Genomic DNA, 16,395 nt, shown 5'->3' on the forward strand with positions numbered 1-16,395 from the left:
TTATACAGCACAAAATGATCGGCGACGTACTCACGTCTACCGTACTTTTTGAGTTGTTGCGCAAGCAATATCCTACTGCGGCCTTACATTATTTGATCAATACGAATACCCAGGCTGTGGTAGTGAACAATCCCTTTATAGACAAGCTGCATCTCTTCGATCCGAAGAAAGCCAAGCAAAAGGGATATTATCGCGGCTTTACCCAAGAACTCATAGCAGAGAATTTCGATCTGGTCATAGACGTCTATGCCAAACTAAGATCGGCACGTTTAACCAGAAAACTTAGGGCCGCAAACAGTGTTTCCTACCGCAAATGGTATACCAAAGGGGCGTACAAACAAACGGTAAAACCCTTAAGCCATACATTAAAAGACGAAGGCCTCGCTTTGGTAAACCGAGTGCTTTTACTGGAGGCTTTAGGCTTTAATGACCTGAGCATACCTCGCCCTAACATCTATATAGGCGAAACCGAAAAGAATCTTGCTCTGGCTCAATTAAGGCAAGCGGAGCTAAGCCCAGAGGCTAAGGTTTTTATGATAGCCGCCTTTGGAAGCAGTCCCGACAAAACCTATCCGCTGCCATATATGGCCAAAGTACTGGATGAACTTGTAGCACGCACTCAGGCTAGTTTATTATTCAATTATTTACCCGAGCAACGCCCGCAATTGGATGAGTTGATAAGCCTTTGCAAACCCAACACTCAAAGTCATTTAAGGCCTGATATTTACGGCAAAAGTTTGAGAGAATTTCTCGCTTTGGCCTCTTGTTGCAATGCTGTTATTGGCAATGAAGGAGGTGCGGTGAATATGGGTAAAGCTCTTGAACTCCCAACTTTTTCGATCTTTTCACCTTGGATCCTCAAATCGGCTTGGAACAGTTATGAGGCCAGTGGAGATAATCGCTCCGTGCATTTGGCAGATCTGCATCCGGACTTGTACCGTCAACATCCGAAGAAGTATAAGAAACAAGCCGCATCCTACTACGCAAAGTTGGATCCTGAATTTGTTATAGAAAGCATGATGACCTTTTTAGATCATCACGATTTTTCGGTGTCTAAACCGTAAGGGGTACGAACCAATTTTTCAGTTTTGGTACGCTTGCGAATAGCAGCATTTTTGCTGAGCATCTCTGGTTTCACATAACCTCTTGGATGGTCCAAATGCACACAAATAGCAGAATAACGCAATTGTTTGGCTTTGATTCCGGCATTGAAAAGACGTTCTCCCAGCTCTCTATCTTCACCTCCGTATTGCATGCGCTCATCAAAACCGTTTGCCGCGACGATATCGCTGCGCCAGCCAGAAGAATTGTGGCCGTTCCAAGTGGCCTGTGTTGGAGTGATCCAGTTCAAGAGTTTTTGCTTGAGCGAACTTTGGGTCAACTTGTTGTTCTTAAAAGAAGATTTTAACCCATGTTGCTTAAGCCAAGACACATCAAAGCAATTTTGTGCTTCGATATCGCTTTTAGAAATAGCCTTTGAAATCTCCATGGGCAGCTTAAAGTAACCTCCTGAAAGAAAAAATCCAGGCTCCATATTTCTGGCGTGTACAGACAGAAAATCTTTTCGAGGAATACAATCGCCGTCAGAGAACAAAAGATAGTCAGCTTGAGCTACTTTAATCGCTTCATTTAAAATGATCGTTTTCTGAAAGCCATTATCGGGATGCCATACATGTTGCACCGGGAACGGCAATTCTGGAGTCATTTGCTCGATTTTGGCTCGAGTAGTTTCGGTAGAACCATCGTCGGCAATTACAACCTCAAAATCTGTGAATTCTTGCTGCGCGTATCCCCAAAGCACTTTTTCCAACCATTCCGGTTGGTTATAGGTACTGAGGATGACTGAAATCTGAGGTTTTGACATAGTTTCTGCTAAGAGCGCTGTGCATTTCACTTGCAAACGCTACCTTTGAACGGCTCAAAAGTACGTAATTTTCATGCGAAAACTTTCTGCACTACTCATTGTCAAGAATGAAAGTAAGCATCTGCCAGAGGTAATTGACAGTATCACCTTTGCCGATGAGATCATTGCCGTAGATTCTTTTAGCGACGACGGTACTTTTGAGATCTTAGAGGCCGACCCTCGGGTGCGGGTAGTTCAAAAAACCTTTATCGATTATCCGAGTCAACGCAATTTCTGTCTGGACCTAGCCAATAATGACTGGGTATTGTTCATTGATGCAGACGAACGTGTTTCTGCGCCCCTATCAGCAGAAATAAAGGAGCTTCTCGCTCAAGAGGAACTCGCCAACGGATATCAGATCTATCGGCAGTTCTATTACAAGCGTAAAAAATTAAATTTTAGCGGTCTGCAAACAGATAAAGCACTCCGACTGTTCAACAAAACCAAAGGCCGATATAAAAGCGAGAAGATAGTCCATGAAACTTTAGACATTGCACCGTCTATTGGAATTCTAAAGCACAAATTGGATCATTACTTCTTTGACGATTATCAGGTTTATCGTTCTAAAATGATCGCTTATGGCAAATTGAGAGGTCGGGAATTATATCAGCAAGGTAAGCGTTATAAACTGCTTACGCACTATTTAAAGTCGGCCTATAAATTCCTGAATCATTACCTTATCCGCTTGGGTATTCTAGATGGCAAGCGCGGTTTTATAGTCTCTAAACTAAATGCCCTTAGTGTTTGGGAACGCTATAAAGAATTACGGCGATTAACGCTTGCGCCAAAAGAGTAGTTTTTTCTTTAGGCGTTGTTTTCTGTGATACTTCTCTTGAAAACGACTCACGTGGCCCCACATGGTGGTAAAGGTTTGCTGTTGGTCGTAACCTGCCAAGGCTGCATACTCTTCACTCATCACCCGAACCATATCCTTTACAGGGGTTAAACGAGCAAAGTTATAGATGCGCTCCTCCTTGGTGAGTGTTCTAAACTCCATCCTGTTCAAGTCCACCAAATAGAAATCATAGCCCTCACTTGTCTTTTTGATCAACGTATTTCCGGGAGAATGATCTTTAAATAAGACACCATTTTCATGCAGCTTAAAAGTAAAACGTGTAAAGGCTCTTAAGATCTGTTCGTGCTCCGGATAATTCGGATCGTGCACCAATTCGCGGTAGGTCAGATCACAGTCCAAGTGTTCGCTCAAATAATAGCTATCCTTTAGACCGTGCCACTGTTTATTCTCGGCATAGGCAATTGGTCTTGGTGTTCCCAGACCCATAGCGAGTAATTTCTCCGCATAGCGAAAAGAACGTTCTGCCTTAGAAGGCCTTAGATAGCGATAAACCAAGGTGTTAAGCGCATTTGGATTCTTAAAACGCTTCACATTGACCTTCATGTCCAAGGTGTCAAAAAGACGGATCTCATTGCGTTCGCCATCACCGAACAATTCACCTTCTTGGTCAAACTTAAGCACACAGGCCAAAACGGCTTGATGCTGTTCTACAAAAGCCTCGGCAATTTGAAAATCGTAATGAAAGGACTGCTTCATCTGCTGCAAAAATACACTTATAATTCTTTAGAACTGCAGCAAATCAAATACCTTTGTAAAAACTCAGAAAGCCCGAATTAAATGCCCAAACGCATCTTTTTAGAAATGCACAATCTCAAAAATCCGTATACGGGTTTTGGGCAGTTCAATTTGCATTTGCTACGCGGGATCCAAGCCAATAACGACCAGGACCTGCGTTTTGTGGTTCACGCCCAAGACCTCAAGCCGCTCAAAGCAGAATTCGGTAACTTTTTTGACTACAAATACTATATGGGACTACGCCGGTACGATTGGGCGCGTATTAGAACTAAATACGATGTATGGCACTCCGTTAATCAAAACACCAAAGTAGAACCCAAACGAGACCTGCCGTACGTTTTAACGATACACGATGTAAATTTCATCGAAGAGATCTCTTCTGATCTGAACCATCCGAGAAACCTCAGATTCAAAGAAAAACTGGCTAGAGCTAGTGCTATCACCTATATCTCTGATTTTGCCAAACAGAGCGCTCACCAGCATTTCGATATGCCTAAGGTGCCCGAATACGTGATCTTAAATGGTAACCCCACAGAAAAGCTGTTGGACTTATCCAACTATACACCAACAACTCAGCTAAAGGGTAAATATTTGTTCACTTTGGGTGATTTTTGGGAACGCAAGAATTTTCACCTCTTGGTGGAGATGCTTGTTCATTTGCCCGAGCATCAATTGGTTATTGGCGGAAACGACTCCAGACCTTATGGCGAAAAGGTGCGAGAAACCATTGCAAAGCACGGACTAGAAAACCGCGTGATCTTAGCCGGACGTGTGGGAGATAAGGAAAAACAATACTTGCTGGCGAATTGCGAGGCCTTTCTTTTTGCGAGTTTGCGCGAAGGTTTCGGCCTGCCTCCCATAGAGGCCATGAAATTTGGCAAGCCTGTTTTTCTTGCTCATAGAACTTCTTTACCAGAAGTTGGTGGCGAGGTGGCCTATTATTGGCATGATCTGGATCCGCAGCAAATGGCAACAATATTTAAAGAAGGGATGGCCGATTACCACAGCGATCCACAGGAAAAAAGTAAAGCTTTAAAAGCGCAAGCAGACAGTTTTAATTGGAAAACTGCTGCTGCAGCCTACATTGACGTTTATAAATCTTTGTTGTAAAATGACGGAAGAAGTTAATAAGACCTACGAAATTGTAAAACGCGGCGGAACCATTGCATACCCAACCGATACGGTTTGGGGCCTCGGTTGCGACGCTACCAATTACAACAGTGTAGAACGTGTATTTGAGATCAAGAAGCGTCCTGCAGAGAAAAGTATGATCTGTTTAGTAGACTCCCTGCGCATGCTCAATGAATACTTTGAGAACGTTCCGGAAACGGCATTTCAGATCTTAAAATATGCCGATAAGCCTACCACCCTGATCTTAGACAACGCTATCAGAGTTTCTGAAAATGTTATTGCTCCAGACGGAAGTTTAGGCGTACGTGTAGTTAACGATGCCTTCTGTAAGGCGCTTATCAGAAAACTAAAACGTCCTTTGGTTTCTACCTCGGCCAATATCAGTGGGGAACCTACGGCCAAAACCTTCTCAGAAATCAATCCGTTAATTTTGGAGGGCGTAGACTATGTCGTAAATTTGCACCGCGATAGAAAAGCGGCCAAACCCTCCAGTATCATTAAGCTGAGTGCGGATGGAGCCGTGAAGGTGATCCGACAATAAATGCAGGCCAAAACCCACTTTAAAGAAGCGCTAAACGCTCCAATTTTCAAGACCCTATCTGAGGTTGCAGATCAGTTGAATCTGGAAGCCTATGTGATCGGGGGTTATGTACGTGATTTCTTTTTAGATCGCGGCACCCACAAGGATATCGATGTGGTAGCAATTGGTAGTGGAATTGCATTGGCCAAAGCCGTTGCCAAGGCTTTACCGGAGAACCCAAAAGTTTCGGTTTTTAAAACCTACGGAACGGCGATGATTCAACACGGAGATATACAGTTGGAATTTGTCGGAGCCCGTAAAGAATCCTATACCGAAGATTCGCGGAATCCAGCCGTAGAGGATGGTACTTTAGAAGACGACCAAAACCGTCGAGATTTTACCATAAACGCTTTAGCCTTGGGCCTTAACGCTGACCGTTTTGGTCAGTTGTTAGATCCTTTTAAGGGTTTGGAGGACCTTGAGAACAAGCTCATCAGAACGCCTTTAGATCCTGAGGTTACCTATAGCGACGACCCGTTGCGCATGTTGCGTGCCATACGTTTTGCGAATCAGCTGAATTTTGAGATCCAAAAGGAATCCTTAGCTGCGATAACAGCGCAGAACGAGCGGATTGGCATTATTTCTAAGGAGCGTGTGGTAGAAGAGCTTAACAAGATCTTGATGACCGACAAACCCTCTGTAGGCTTTGGACTTTTACACCAGACTGGGCTGCTTAAACACATACTTCCTGAGTTACTCGCTCTAGAAGGCATAGATGAAGTAGAAGGACAACGTCACAAAGACAATTTTTGGCACACCTTGGAGGTGGTTGACAATATTGCCCAAACAACAGACAATCTCTGGTTGCGCTGGGCAGCATTGCTTCATGACATTGGCAAGGCTCCTACCAAGAAATTCAACCAAAAACAAGGTTGGACCTTTCACGGCCACGAATTTGTAGGTTCTAAAATGGTCTACAAGCTCTTTAAACGCTTACGCATGCCTCTGAACGAAAAGATGAAGTACGTTCAAAAGATGGTTCGCATGAGCTCCCGCCCTATCGTTTTAGCAACAGAAGTTACCGATAGTGCGGTGCGCCGATTGATCTTTGATGCAGGCGATCATGTGGAGGACCTGATGACCTTGTGCGAGGCAGACATAACCACCAAGAATCCGAAGAAATTCAAACGTTACCACAACAACTTTAAAAAAGTGCGCGACAAGATCGTTACCGTAGAAGAAAAGGATCACGTTCGGAATTTTCAGCCTCCGGTGAGCGGTGAGGAGATCATGGAAACCTTTGGTTTACCGCCTTCTAAAAAGATCGGTATTATTAAAGAAGCAATTAAAGAAGCTATTTTAGATGGGATTATCCCAAACGAATACGAAGCCGCCAAGGCGTTCATGCTAGAAAAAGGCAAGTCCTTGAATTTAAAACCGCTATAGGATGTTTGTACGATTTGTTAGAATATCGCTGATCTTGATCTACCTGGTTATCATAGCCGGTGCTGTGGTGCGCATGACCGGAAGCGGTATGGGCTGTCCAGACTGGCCCAAGTGCTTTGGTTATTACATACCTCCTACAGACGAAGCTACCCTGCTTTGGGCACCCGACAGGGAGTTTAAAAAGGGCCAAGTGATCATCAAAGACGAGGCACTTGAGGTGGCTAAAGCGGACTTTATCACTGGTGATACTTACTCCGCAGCAAACTGGGAAGCCTATACCGAGCACGACTACGCCATATTTAACGTATGGCACACCTGGATAGAATACATAAACCGGTTGTTAGGAGCGCTCTCCGGCCTAGCTATTTTGATCATGGCCATACTCTCCATTTGGAAATGGAAGCAAAACAAATGGCTCACTATCTTATCATGGCTCAGTGTCTTTATGATCGGTTTTCAAGGGTGGCTGGGAGCTACGGTGGTTTACTCAGTCTTAGCGCCTGTGCGTATTACCATTCATATGGTGATGGCCTTATTGATCGTTTTGGTGTTGCTGCTGATTTTGCGACAGGCCATTGGCAAACAGCGGCCTCAAGGCGTCACAACTGGGTTCAAAACGCTTTTATGGGCTGCCTTAGGATTGACCTTAGTACAGATAGTCTTAGGTACGCAAGTTCGCCAATTTGTGGACGATCAGGTAAAATTAGTTGGCTATGAGGCTAAGGAAGCCTGGCTTGCTTACCCGGAACTGAGCTTTTACATTCACCGCTCCTTCTCTATTTTAGTGGTATTGATCAATGTACTGCTCTGGCGCGGCAATCAAAAGAAAGGGTACGGCCTGTACGGCATGAATGGAATTATGGCCATTCTAGGTGTAGAAGTACTCACGGGAATCGCCATGTATTATTTGGATTTCCCATTTTTAACACAGCCAATTCACCTGGTTTTTGCCGCTGTTTTGTTCGGCTTACAATCCTATTTGATTTTACAGGTTTTGATCCCGAAGAAAACGGTGAAAATATCTTAATTTTACGGCCTTATGGTTTTTAGATTCAGAATCATTTTAGATACCCAAGAAGACGTCTTTAGAGATCTGGAGATCTTGCAAGACGCCTCTATGGAGGACTTTCACAACGCCATTACTCAAGCCTTTGGTTTTGGTGGTCAGGAAATGGCCTCTTTTTACCTCAGTGACGATAAGTGGGAACAAGGCGAAGAGATCGCGCTTTTTGATATGTCAGAAGGCCCTGAGCCTACCCGTATCATGGCCGAAACTTTGCTAGAAGACGTTTTGAATGAAGATCAGACCAAAATGATCTACGTTTACGATTTTCTTTCGATGTGGACCTTTTTGGTGGAGTTGGCCGAGATAGCCGAACCCCAACCTGGAATGCAGTATCCCAACCTGATGTATGTACACGGTGAGTTGCCAGAAGAAGCGCCAGACAAGGAATTCGTTGGAGAGTCCATGGAAGGTGATCTGGACGACGACTTGGACTACGAGGACGATGATTTTGACTCTTTAGATATCGATTCCTGGAATTAATTTTCCCTTACTTATGATCAACTTATATAGCGCACAGATCGCTTCTCTAAGCCTGCACCGCGTGGGCAATAAAAGCCGTGCAGAGGGCTTATTCCTCTCTGGAGCACCATGTAAACTTACCGACGAACTCAATCCGTTGATTCGCGAGTTTTTCTTTAAACCTTTTCGAGAAAAGGAGGAGAATTATCTGAGCTTTACCCACGATGTGGATCTGGAATACCACGAACTCTATAAGTTGGTTAAAGAGCTGTTGGCAAACCCTAACAATGCGCATGAGGTAAGCACTAAGATCACCACACATCTGTACAACCAGAGTGAGCATCCGCATATCAAGAATGGTGAGGTCTATGTGGCCTACTTAGAAAACCTACAGATTGACAACCAAAAAGTAGATGGGGTTGGGATCTTTAAATCGGAATTGAAGCAGGACTTTTTACAGTTCCATCAAGGTCCGCAGCAATTGGAAATGCAATTGCAGCAAGGTATCAATCTCAACAAATTAGACAAAGGTTGTATTGTTTTCAATGTAGAAGAGGAGACCGGATATAAGATCTTAAGCGTAGACAGTAACCGCTATGACGCTCGCTATTGGTTGGAGAGCTTTTTAGGTGTAGAAACCTTGGCCGATGACAACTTCTACACTAAGAAATATTTGCGATTCTGCCAGGATTTTGCCAAAGATGTTGTGCTACCAGCAGAAGACAAACGCGAAGAGGTCTTGTTTATGAACCGTGCGGTGAACCACTTTGCCAAGAACGACCAGTTCGAAGAGACCAAGTTCCTCAACGAAGTGATAGACAATCCGGAGCTGATCCCAGAGTTTAAACACTACAAAGCAGAACGCGGCCCGAAATACAGCATAGAAGACCTTTCAGATTTTTCCATTGCCAACACGGCCGTAACCGCTGCCCGTAAAAAGATCAAGAATGTGATTCAATTAGACACGAACATTCAGATCAAAATGGATTTTATCAACCCAGAGAGCGCCGATAAATTTGTGGAAAAAGGCTGGGACGAGGAACGCCAGATGTACTATTATCTGGTATACTTTAACCGAGAGCAAAGCTCTTAGCCCGAGGCTTTAAACTTTATTTTGCCGGTTCCAAGATCAAAACGACCATGTTGAAATCCGCAGCGCTGTTGATCACTGTGCGAAACTCCTCAAAGAGTTCTTTTTTCATGATGTTGACGCGGTAGTATTCGTCTGCCTTGATGCGCAAGATATTACCGTCTAGCTCATAAGAAGATCTAAAGGAAATGACCTCTTTACCAGATTCTTCATAAGCATTGTCGATCACAATATCTTCGAGATTCGTGACTTGAAAACCTTCTGGAATCACTACTTCGATAGTGCGTTCGTAGGTTCTGTTAAATTCGTTCTCTACATCTAAGGTGCGCAGTTTTTCCTGATATAGTTGGGTCTGCTCACTAATAAGCTCCCCAACCTTTAAAAGAACTTTAGGACCTGCTCTTTCTATAAATGCTTCGGAGTTAAACTCGATATTTACCACCAAAGGTTCCACCCCGAAAAATTCAGGACCTTCATTGACAAAGGACTTTTCCAAGATCTCCGCATTCTCATCTAGGCGCTTGGCAAAACTCTCTAACAGACTTTCTTTGGCCTCCGGATTTGCCAAATACAGATACGGCTGAATATACATGGCGTAATAACCAGACATACTTCTGTCCATGGCGATGCGATTGGCACTAAGATCTTCATTAAAATCGACCTTGATCATCATATTGTCGATTGTACGCTCTGCTCCTACCGCATCGACATACTTGATCTGTCCCAAACCAGATTTAAAGCCGCCCAAGTCTACGGTCTTGATGAACAGGCCGTAGTTGTCGGTTAAATAGCCTGGAGGGAATCCGTAGCGAGAATCAGTATCGCCAGGGCTAAAGAACTTCTTAGTTGCAGGAATGTAGATCAATACATCGGTCAAAAAATTATGCGCTTCGAATTCTTTGTCAAATTTCTGATCCTGTCTATCTGAAGTAAAGACCAATTCGTGCTCCACCTTGAGTTCTGAGAGCAAAGCCGTATAAAGTTTAATGATTCCAGCTTCGTCCGCCACCTTGTCAATTAAGATATTCTCTATGGTGCTCAATTTATCTGAAGCACCCTCGGTTAGGAATATGTTGGTCTTCACATAGCGCTCCAGCTCGCGCATTTTGGCATCCAGTTCGGCATTTGGGTTCAATTGCATCTGATCGATCAGGTTACGCAGCGCCTTTTTCTGCTTTTCAAGAATCTCCTCGTAATAATACGGATGCAAGTTCTTTACAATCGCCTTGTAGGAAGCGAAGCCCGTGGAATTGTTGTAATTGTTTCGCTCCAATTTGTACACAACTGCCTTTTTAGAGGCTCCATAGGCCGAGAATTCCTCTTCTTCTATGGCCGGAATATCTTCTACATAAAGCTTCCAGTGTAGTTTCCCTGCTGCGGATTCGGCTGCTTCCATTTCTGGCAATCCGTTATAAGACTTAAAGGCAAACTCCAGGTTAGACGGGGCAAAAACCTCCATATTGACCTTTTTCTTGGGGATCCCCATTTGAAAGCTCAATCGGTTTCCGGTGTATACCGGACGACGCTTCACTACGTAGAAATAGTCGATCACAGAACCGCGACTAAGACCTTCAAAGGCAAAGAACTTATACTTGCGCCCGGTCTGTTCGTCTGTAGATGTGAGCACCTTGGAATCATCCAATTCAAGGATACTCCCGTCAGGGTTGATTACACGAGCCTTGTTCACCACAATTTCAGAGCGAGTGGAATAGGGTAAATAGACCTTATTGTAATTCTCGATAGCCTCGTCAGAATCTAACTTAATGACCAAATGTTCTAAGAAATACTCCACCAGATCCTCTCCCTCAAAATAGAATTCGATCACCATATCGTGATCTAAAACATGAGAGGAATAATCAGAAGTTGATTGGAGCTCAGCAGTGGCAATATCTTGCCAGTCAAAACTGGTGTAAAAAGGTTCTTGTGCTAGTAGCTTTCCACTCAGGATGAGAACGAGGATAAAAATAAATTTCTTCATATAATGCTAGATTTTCTTTAAAACGACGATGTCGCGATATGCTTTTTGAGCAGCCTTAATTACGGCTCTTGCTTCTTTTAGTTGATCGGTGTTTAATGTCAAAAAGTCCAAAGTGGCACTGTGGGTATAGATGATCTCTTGTCCTTTTACCTCATGGGTGATTTCAAAACTCATAAAGTCGTTGGCCGCAGAGACATTCTCCGGTATATAGTCTACGGTATAGCCTTGCGGAACCTCTAAGATATTTACGAATTTTATGGCCCTTTTATAATCCATCTCAAAGGGATACTTACGGTCTTCCTTCTCTACAAAATCAGAGAGTAGCTGAGAAAGGTTCAGATTGATATAGATCTCGTCCTTTAAGCTCTTGTGGTGGTCGGTAACTTCAAATTTGTACGTTAGTTCAAAGTCCTTGTCGTAATCGAATTTGTTGTTTTCCACAACCTCATCAACCAAGAAAGAGTTATTCCCTTTAGTAAGTCTGTTGTTGTAGTATTCATTCAGGTTCTTTGCGGAGCTCAGATTGTCCAAACTCTCAAAAAGATCGCCTTTTACATATCCGGAGAAAACCGTTTTACTCTGCCCTATTATCTTTTTGTCTACGATAGATAAGCGTGTACTGTCAACTACGGCATTGGCGGCAGCTTCCATAACAGGTACCTCAACCAATCTATAGTTGTCTCCATCGGCAATAAGGGCTTCTTTCCCCTGAATAAAAGAGGTCGGAAAGCCAAAGGGCGTGTAACGACCCGTAGCATCCAAAAAATAGGTCTTTCCGTTCTCGGTATAACTCAAAATCATATGATTGTCTACTGCAGGGGTAGGTAGCTCCGTATAAGAATACGGGATCTCGCGAGTCCCTATCCAAGTAAGATCTCCTTTAATATTAGCGATCTCCATCATCTCGTCCATAATACTGGAATTGTCCTTGCAATCGCCATACTTTTTATTGAACACCTCGTTGGCCTCTCGTGGGACAAAACCTCCCAAGGCATATTCAAAGGCCACGTATTTAATATTCTGCTGTGCCCAATAGAAAATAGCCTTCACCTTTTCCAGATCTGTAGTAAGCCCTGCGGTGATCTCATCCACAATAGCCTTGAGTTCCGGTGACGGTTCTTGTGTATTAACCTCTTGTACCAAAGAGGCGTACCAACTGTAAAGGTCTCCGAGCTCGCCCAAGACCTTGATAGTCTTACCATTGGACTTATACGACCGAATTATAGGCACTACATGCGGCAGTACTTCACGATAATTCGGTGCATTGGCCTCGTAGTCGTATTCGTCTATATCTTGTACTTGCCAGGTATACTCTATGGTCTTGCGGCGCTCTTTCTTGCTAAAATCCACCTTGATGGTGTCTGCATTAAAAAGCTTGAAATCCATTTCGATATCCTTATCTACAACGAGTTTAAAGGTCCCTTTGGAGATCGGATAGAAATCGCCCAAATAAAAAGCTCCCAAAAAACGTGGGTTCTTAATGATCTGTTTGTATCGCAGTCGGGATTTGGCTCCTTCCTTAAGTCCGGGATAGATAAAGTTCAAGGTCTTGGTATCGTCGTAGAAAACATCGCTGGCCTCATCGCTTTCTTTGAATTCTTCTATGGGATACTCCGTGAGTTTGCCGTCCTCGTATAAAAGCGAAGACGCCTCGATATCGCGCAGTTCAAAAAAGGTGGAATAGCTCAGGGAACTGTCAGAGAAAGACTTGGCCGTATCGTCCAAATAGAGGTCTTCTTTCTGCGCCGCTTTTTCTATATAGAGCTGATCTTCTTCTACAGAGATCGAAATTTCGATCTCGTTATTCAAACGCACAAAGCGCGCGTCCGGATATTTGCTTTTATAGGTATTGAACTCCTCAAAGTTCTGCGCGTTCAGCAGGCTGGAGCAGATAACCAGCAAACCAAACAACAATACAGATTTATGGTTTTTTGACATCGAATATAATTCCGTTAAAATAAGTCTCTTCTTTATTTAGGGTGCCGTTTTCATCGTAATACTTGGCATAGCCCATTTTTTCGTCATCTACGTATTCTATTTCGGACTTTAGTTTTCCGTTCTCGTAGTACTCCTTTTGAACACCGTTCTTAGCACCGTATTGATAATTGAAGGATTTCTTCAGATTCCCATTGGCAAAATACTCTAAGTATTTCCCGTCGTACTCGTTGTTTCGGTAGTTGATGTCTTCGTGTGGAGCACCACTGTAATAAAAGGTCTTATACTCGTTGACCAACTGTCCGTTGAGATATTCCATTTGACGCGATGGCTGGCCGTTGTCGTAATAGGTAGTGAACTTGGCCGTTTCGTTCTCTATAGGGATCATAGGCAACTCTTGCCCATTCTCATCCAGATGTGAATAACCTAAAAGCCTGCCAAAACGGTAGAATCGAACCAATTGGAACTGACCATCAGGGCTGTAAAATTCCATACGCCCTTCTTTCTTACCGTTTACATAATTGATCTGAGTATCTAGTTTTCCGTCTCTAAAATAATCGATATCCATACCGGAGCGTTCCCCGTTAACCGAAGTGTATTTGGTAGATACAGCTCCGTTATCGTAATACAATATCAGCTCTCCGTGCAGGTCTCCCAATAAATACTCACATTCAATTTCCACTTGTCCGTTAGGATGATAATAGACCCAAGGTCCGTTTTGTTTCCCATTCACGTACTGGCCTTCAAATAGTTTGTTTCCTTCAAACCCCAATTCCGAAGCTTTTCCGTGCTTGACCCCATAAAGGATCTCGAACTTGAATTGAGGCTTCCCATTGAAATGTTGGTACTGATCAACATATTTTCCAGGCTTGGCACTGCGATCTACAGTCTCAAAAACCGTACCGTCTGGCAAGTATCTGGTCTCACTTAGGAATTCTCCGAATTTGTAATTGTAGACCATAGCTAATCTGCCCTTAGCATCGTAACGCTTCTGATCGCCATGCGGTTGCCCCTTGTGGTAAAAACTCTCCTCTTTCACTACTCCGTTGGAATAGTAGAACAGCCACTTCCCGTGTGCCTCTCCTTCCTTGTAATAACCTTGAGACTCCATATTGCCGTTGTTGTAATAGTTTACACAATAGCCTTCTAGTTTGCCGTCTACAAAGTTAGACTTGGTCTTTAGGGTTCCGTCCAAATAATAGAGTAGGGACTCCCCTATGGGTTCATTATTCTCAAAACTCGTGGCCTCGGTTAAAACCCCGTGATCTGAATAGAATTTCCAAAGTCCCTTTTTTCCTCCTGAAATATCATAAAGGCCTTCTGAATTCACTTTCCCGAAATGCGAATACGAATAATAGTAGAATTCACCGCCTTTTTTGCGGTCCTCGCGCAAAACACCACCAGACTTATCGTAGAATTTATAGGCGATAACCTCTCCGCGTCTGTATGTATATTCATAGAGAAGTTTACCGTCGTAATCGTAATTCTTTGAGACCCCTTCTAACTGCCCTTCGGCATATTGATAATGCCCTTCCACCGTGCCGTCAGGATAATACTGCTTAATTTCACCGTGCAGCTGATCGTTCTTATAGCTACCCGTTTCTTTCTTTGCGCCATCAGGATAATAAAAAGTGTAGGGCCCCTCTACTTTGCCATTCAAATAGGTGGTCTCTGCGCTTAAGCTTTGCTGCGGATAGTATTTGCGCTCTACCCCAGAGGGAACTCCATCTACATAAGGGGTTTCTAAATAGACCGCTCCATTGGAATAATACTCCACCAAAGTTCCACTGAGTTTATCGTCGGTATAAACCGCTTCAAATTCCGGCAGCTGTTCGCCAACAGGAAAATAGCTCACATATTCGCCTTGTTTTTTCCCTTTCACATAATTCACCTTTTGGTATAGGGCTCCAGTGGAACGGTAAGTCGTATAAGGCCCTTGTAGTTCCCCGTCTGTATAACTGGCTTCTACTTTCTTGGTGCCATTTTCAAACCAATAGGTGTTTGGCCCATCTAGCACGCCCTGCTTATACTGTGCAGCTTCCTTTTTTTCTCCGTTGGGATGAAACCAAACCCAAGTACCGTCGCGTTCGCCATTGTTGTCAAAGCTGCCGGTAGCGCTGAGTCTGCCGCCATCGTCGTAGAATTTCCAATCTCCAATAAATTTCTCCCCATCGCGAACTCCAATGGCAGATACATAGTCTCCGTTGTAATAGTAGCTTTTATACGGTTGTTTGGTTTGTGTATTTACGCTGACCAAAGCCGCCCACTTTTGTTGGAAGCGATCGTAGAATTCTTGCAGATCCTTTTTCTTCTTCTCGATCAACTTCTGGTGGTCCGTATCTGAAGATCCGTAGTACATTGCTAAAATAAAATCCTCGAATTCCTCATTCTGGTTGATGTACTTATACAAGGCTTGATATTTACCACTCCACAAGCCTTCTGTGTCTTCCATTTTATCGAGTTGAGCCAATAAAAGATGTGACTGTCGTACTAGGGCTTCGTCTATTTGACTGGGTGTTTCGTACCCTTCGTTCAAAACCAAACCTTGATCTAGGATCATATCTAACTCCCGATAAGAGCCATTCGAATCTTCACCCATATCGACCTCTGCAGATACGTTGGGGTTACTTCGAGAGTAGAAGTCGTTTAGCGCTCGCACCACAGAATCGTCTCCTCCATCCGCAGCCATTATGAGCAAATACATATTAAAACTCATCAGTGCCCGACTCATTTGCCCAGCTTGATAACTGATATTCCCCAAACGCAAATGTGGTTTTTCGTAAAAGGGGTCTAACATTATGGTAGTATCATAAGCGGCTATAGCCTCTTTGAGCTTGTCCTGACCTTCATAGACCAAGCCCAAATTATACCAGATCTTTGGACTGGTCGGAAACTTCTCTAATCCCTCTTTCAAGGTGGTTTCGGCCTCAGTGATTCTGTCGGTATTTAAAAAAGCAACCGATTTGTTGATGTAGAAGACCAATGATTCCTCGGCGCAATACTCGTTTTGAAGCCCTTCATTGACCGTTTCTATAACCTTGTCCATTTCTTCTAAGGCCAGGTGATAGTAAGATCTTGAGGCCAGAGCAGAACAATACAGCGAATCGCTTTTAGGGATTCGCTCCAATTCGGTTATCAAGTCTTTGATTTTATCCTGTTGAATTAACTGGGCCGCTTTTTCAAATATTTCTTCGGCATCGAGTTTTACCAATTGCTCTTGCGCGAAGCTGAAGGCACTGCATAAAAGTGCCCCGATCAAAAATTTCAATTTCATGC

General features: G+C 43.6%; 13 protein-coding genes. 8 read left to right on the plus strand and 5 right to left on the minus strand.

The annotated features are described in order from the left end of the window. Positions 1–14: 14 nt before the first annotated feature. Complete coding sequence (locus tag BTO09_RS01525) at positions 15–1,064, plus strand: glycosyltransferase family 9 protein (RefSeq protein ID WP_087522980.1); 1,050 nt, start codon at positions 15–17, stop codon at positions 1,062–1,064. On the opposite strand, the gene BTO09_RS01530 is transcribed toward BTO09_RS01525, so the two are convergent. After that, positions 1,037–1,864: a glycosyltransferase family 2 protein gene (locus BTO09_RS01530; RefSeq protein WP_087522981.1), complete on the minus strand. Its 828-nt coding sequence runs from the start codon at positions 1,862–1,864 to the stop codon at positions 1,037–1,039. The genes BTO09_RS01525 and BTO09_RS01530 overlap by 28 nt on opposite strands. Before the next feature lie 73 nt (positions 1,865–1,937). Here BTO09_RS01530 and BTO09_RS01535 point away from each other — a divergent pair, with 73 nt between their 5' ends. Continuing rightward, entirely contained in the window at positions 1,938–2,699 is a 762-nt protein-coding gene (locus BTO09_RS01535; RefSeq protein WP_087522982.1) for a glycosyltransferase family 2 protein, read from the plus strand. On the opposite strand, the gene BTO09_RS01540 is transcribed toward BTO09_RS01535, so the two are convergent. Next, a complete protein-coding gene (locus BTO09_RS01540; protein WP_087522983.1) occupies positions 2,676–3,455 on the minus strand; it encodes a lipopolysaccharide kinase InaA family protein in 780 nt (259 codons plus the stop codon). The genes BTO09_RS01535 and BTO09_RS01540 overlap by 24 nt on opposite strands. A gap of 81 nt (positions 3,456–3,536) precedes the next feature. On the opposite strand from BTO09_RS01540, the gene BTO09_RS01545 reads away from it, so the two are divergent. Genes BTO09_RS01545 through BTO09_RS01570 form a run of 6 tightly spaced genes read left to right on the plus strand, consistent with a single transcriptional unit; the run spans position 3,537 to position 9,209 of the window. After that, positions 3,537–4,604, plus strand: coding sequence for a glycosyltransferase family 1 protein (locus BTO09_RS01545; protein ID WP_087522984.1), 1,068 nt, complete (start codon positions 3,537–3,539; stop codon positions 4,602–4,604). Between the two features lies 1 nt (position 4,605). Beyond that, positions 4,606–5,166: an L-threonylcarbamoyladenylate synthase gene (locus BTO09_RS01550; protein WP_087522985.1), complete on the plus strand. Its 561-nt coding sequence runs from the start codon at positions 4,606–4,608 to the stop codon at positions 5,164–5,166. Further along, positions 5,167–6,591, plus strand: coding sequence for a CCA tRNA nucleotidyltransferase (locus BTO09_RS01555; protein WP_087522986.1), 1,425 nt, complete (start codon positions 5,167–5,169; stop codon positions 6,589–6,591). Between the two features lies 1 nt (position 6,592). After that, on the plus strand, positions 6,593–7,618 hold the full coding sequence (locus tag BTO09_RS01560; protein WP_087522987.1) for a heme A synthase: 1,026 nt from the start codon (positions 6,593–6,595) through the stop codon (positions 7,616–7,618). 12 nt (positions 7,619–7,630) lie between these two features. After that, positions 7,631–8,137, plus strand: coding sequence for a hypothetical protein (locus tag BTO09_RS01565; protein WP_087522988.1), 507 nt, complete (start codon positions 7,631–7,633; stop codon positions 8,135–8,137). A 13-nt stretch (positions 8,138–8,150) separates the two neighbouring features. Beyond that, positions 8,151–9,209 carry a nucleoid-associated protein gene (locus BTO09_RS01570; protein WP_087522989.1) on the plus strand — a complete coding sequence of 353 codons (1,059 nt, stop codon included), beginning with the start codon at positions 8,151–8,153 and terminating at the stop codon, positions 9,207–9,209. 16 nt (positions 9,210–9,225) lie between these two features. Here the strand turns inward: BTO09_RS01570 and BTO09_RS01575 are convergent, their stop codons facing one another. From BTO09_RS01575 to BTO09_RS01585, 3 genes are read right to left on the minus strand one after another with little or no spacing between them, the layout of a single operon-like run. Beyond that, complete coding sequence (locus tag BTO09_RS01575; RefSeq protein WP_087522990.1) at positions 9,226–11,184, minus strand: DUF3857 domain-containing protein; 1,959 nt, start codon at positions 11,182–11,184, stop codon at positions 9,226–9,228. A gap of 6 nt (positions 11,185–11,190) precedes the next feature. Further along, on the minus strand, positions 11,191–13,122 hold the full coding sequence (locus BTO09_RS01580) for a DUF3857 domain-containing protein (protein ID WP_087522991.1): 1,932 nt from the start codon (positions 13,120–13,122) through the stop codon (positions 11,191–11,193). Then, complete coding sequence (locus BTO09_RS01585; protein WP_087522992.1) at positions 13,106–16,393, minus strand: toxin-antitoxin system YwqK family antitoxin; 3,288 nt, start codon at positions 16,391–16,393, stop codon at positions 13,106–13,108. Before BTO09_RS01585 ends, BTO09_RS01580 begins: the two co-directional genes overlap by 17 nt. Between the last annotated feature and the right edge of the window lie 2 nt (positions 16,394–16,395).

It is taken from the genome of Gilvibacter sp. SZ-19 (genome assembly GCF_002163875.1).
Taxonomy (GTDB): domain Bacteria; phylum Bacteroidota; class Bacteroidia; order Flavobacteriales; family Flavobacteriaceae; genus Gilvibacter.

Bases quoted from the DNA above. Each gene is read 5' to 3' on its own strand.
- BTO09_RS01525 (WP_087522980.1), top strand. From the start codon at position 15: ATGATCGGCGACGTACTCACGTCTACCGTACTTTTTGAGTTGTTGCGC.
- BTO09_RS01565 (WP_087522988.1), top strand. From the start codon at position 7,631: ATGGTTTTTAGATTCAGAATCATTTTAGATACCCAAGAAGACGTCTTT.
- BTO09_RS01540 (WP_087522983.1), bottom strand. From the start codon at position 3,455: ATGAAGCAGTCCTTTCATTACGATTTTCAAATTGCCGAGGCTTTTGTA.
- BTO09_RS01575 (WP_087522990.1), bottom strand. From the start codon at position 11,184: ATGAAGAAATTTATTTTTATCCTCGTTCTCATCCTGAGTGGAAAGCTA.
- BTO09_RS01560 (WP_087522987.1), top strand. From the start codon at position 6,593: ATGTTTGTACGATTTGTTAGAATATCGCTGATCTTGATCTACCTGGTT.
- BTO09_RS01535 (WP_087522982.1), top strand. From the start codon at position 1,938: ATGCGAAAACTTTCTGCACTACTCATTGTCAAGAATGAAAGTAAGCAT.
- BTO09_RS01585 (WP_087522992.1), bottom strand. From the start codon at position 16,393: ATGAAATTGAAATTTTTGATCGGGGCACTTTTATGCAGTGCCTTCAGC.
- BTO09_RS01555 (WP_087522986.1), top strand. From the start codon at position 5,167: ATGCAGGCCAAAACCCACTTTAAAGAAGCGCTAAACGCTCCAATTTTC.
- BTO09_RS01545 (WP_087522984.1), top strand. From the start codon at position 3,537: ATGCCCAAACGCATCTTTTTAGAAATGCACAATCTCAAAAATCCGTAT.
- BTO09_RS01570 (WP_087522989.1), top strand. From the start codon at position 8,151: ATGATCAACTTATATAGCGCACAGATCGCTTCTCTAAGCCTGCACCGC.
- BTO09_RS01530 (WP_087522981.1), bottom strand. From the start codon at position 1,864: ATGTCAAAACCTCAGATTTCAGTCATCCTCAGTACCTATAACCAACCG.
- BTO09_RS01580 (WP_087522991.1), bottom strand. From the start codon at position 13,122: ATGTCAAAAAACCATAAATCTGTATTGTTGTTTGGTTTGCTGGTTATC.
- BTO09_RS01550 (WP_087522985.1), top strand. From the start codon at position 4,606: ATGACGGAAGAAGTTAATAAGACCTACGAAATTGTAAAACGCGGCGGA.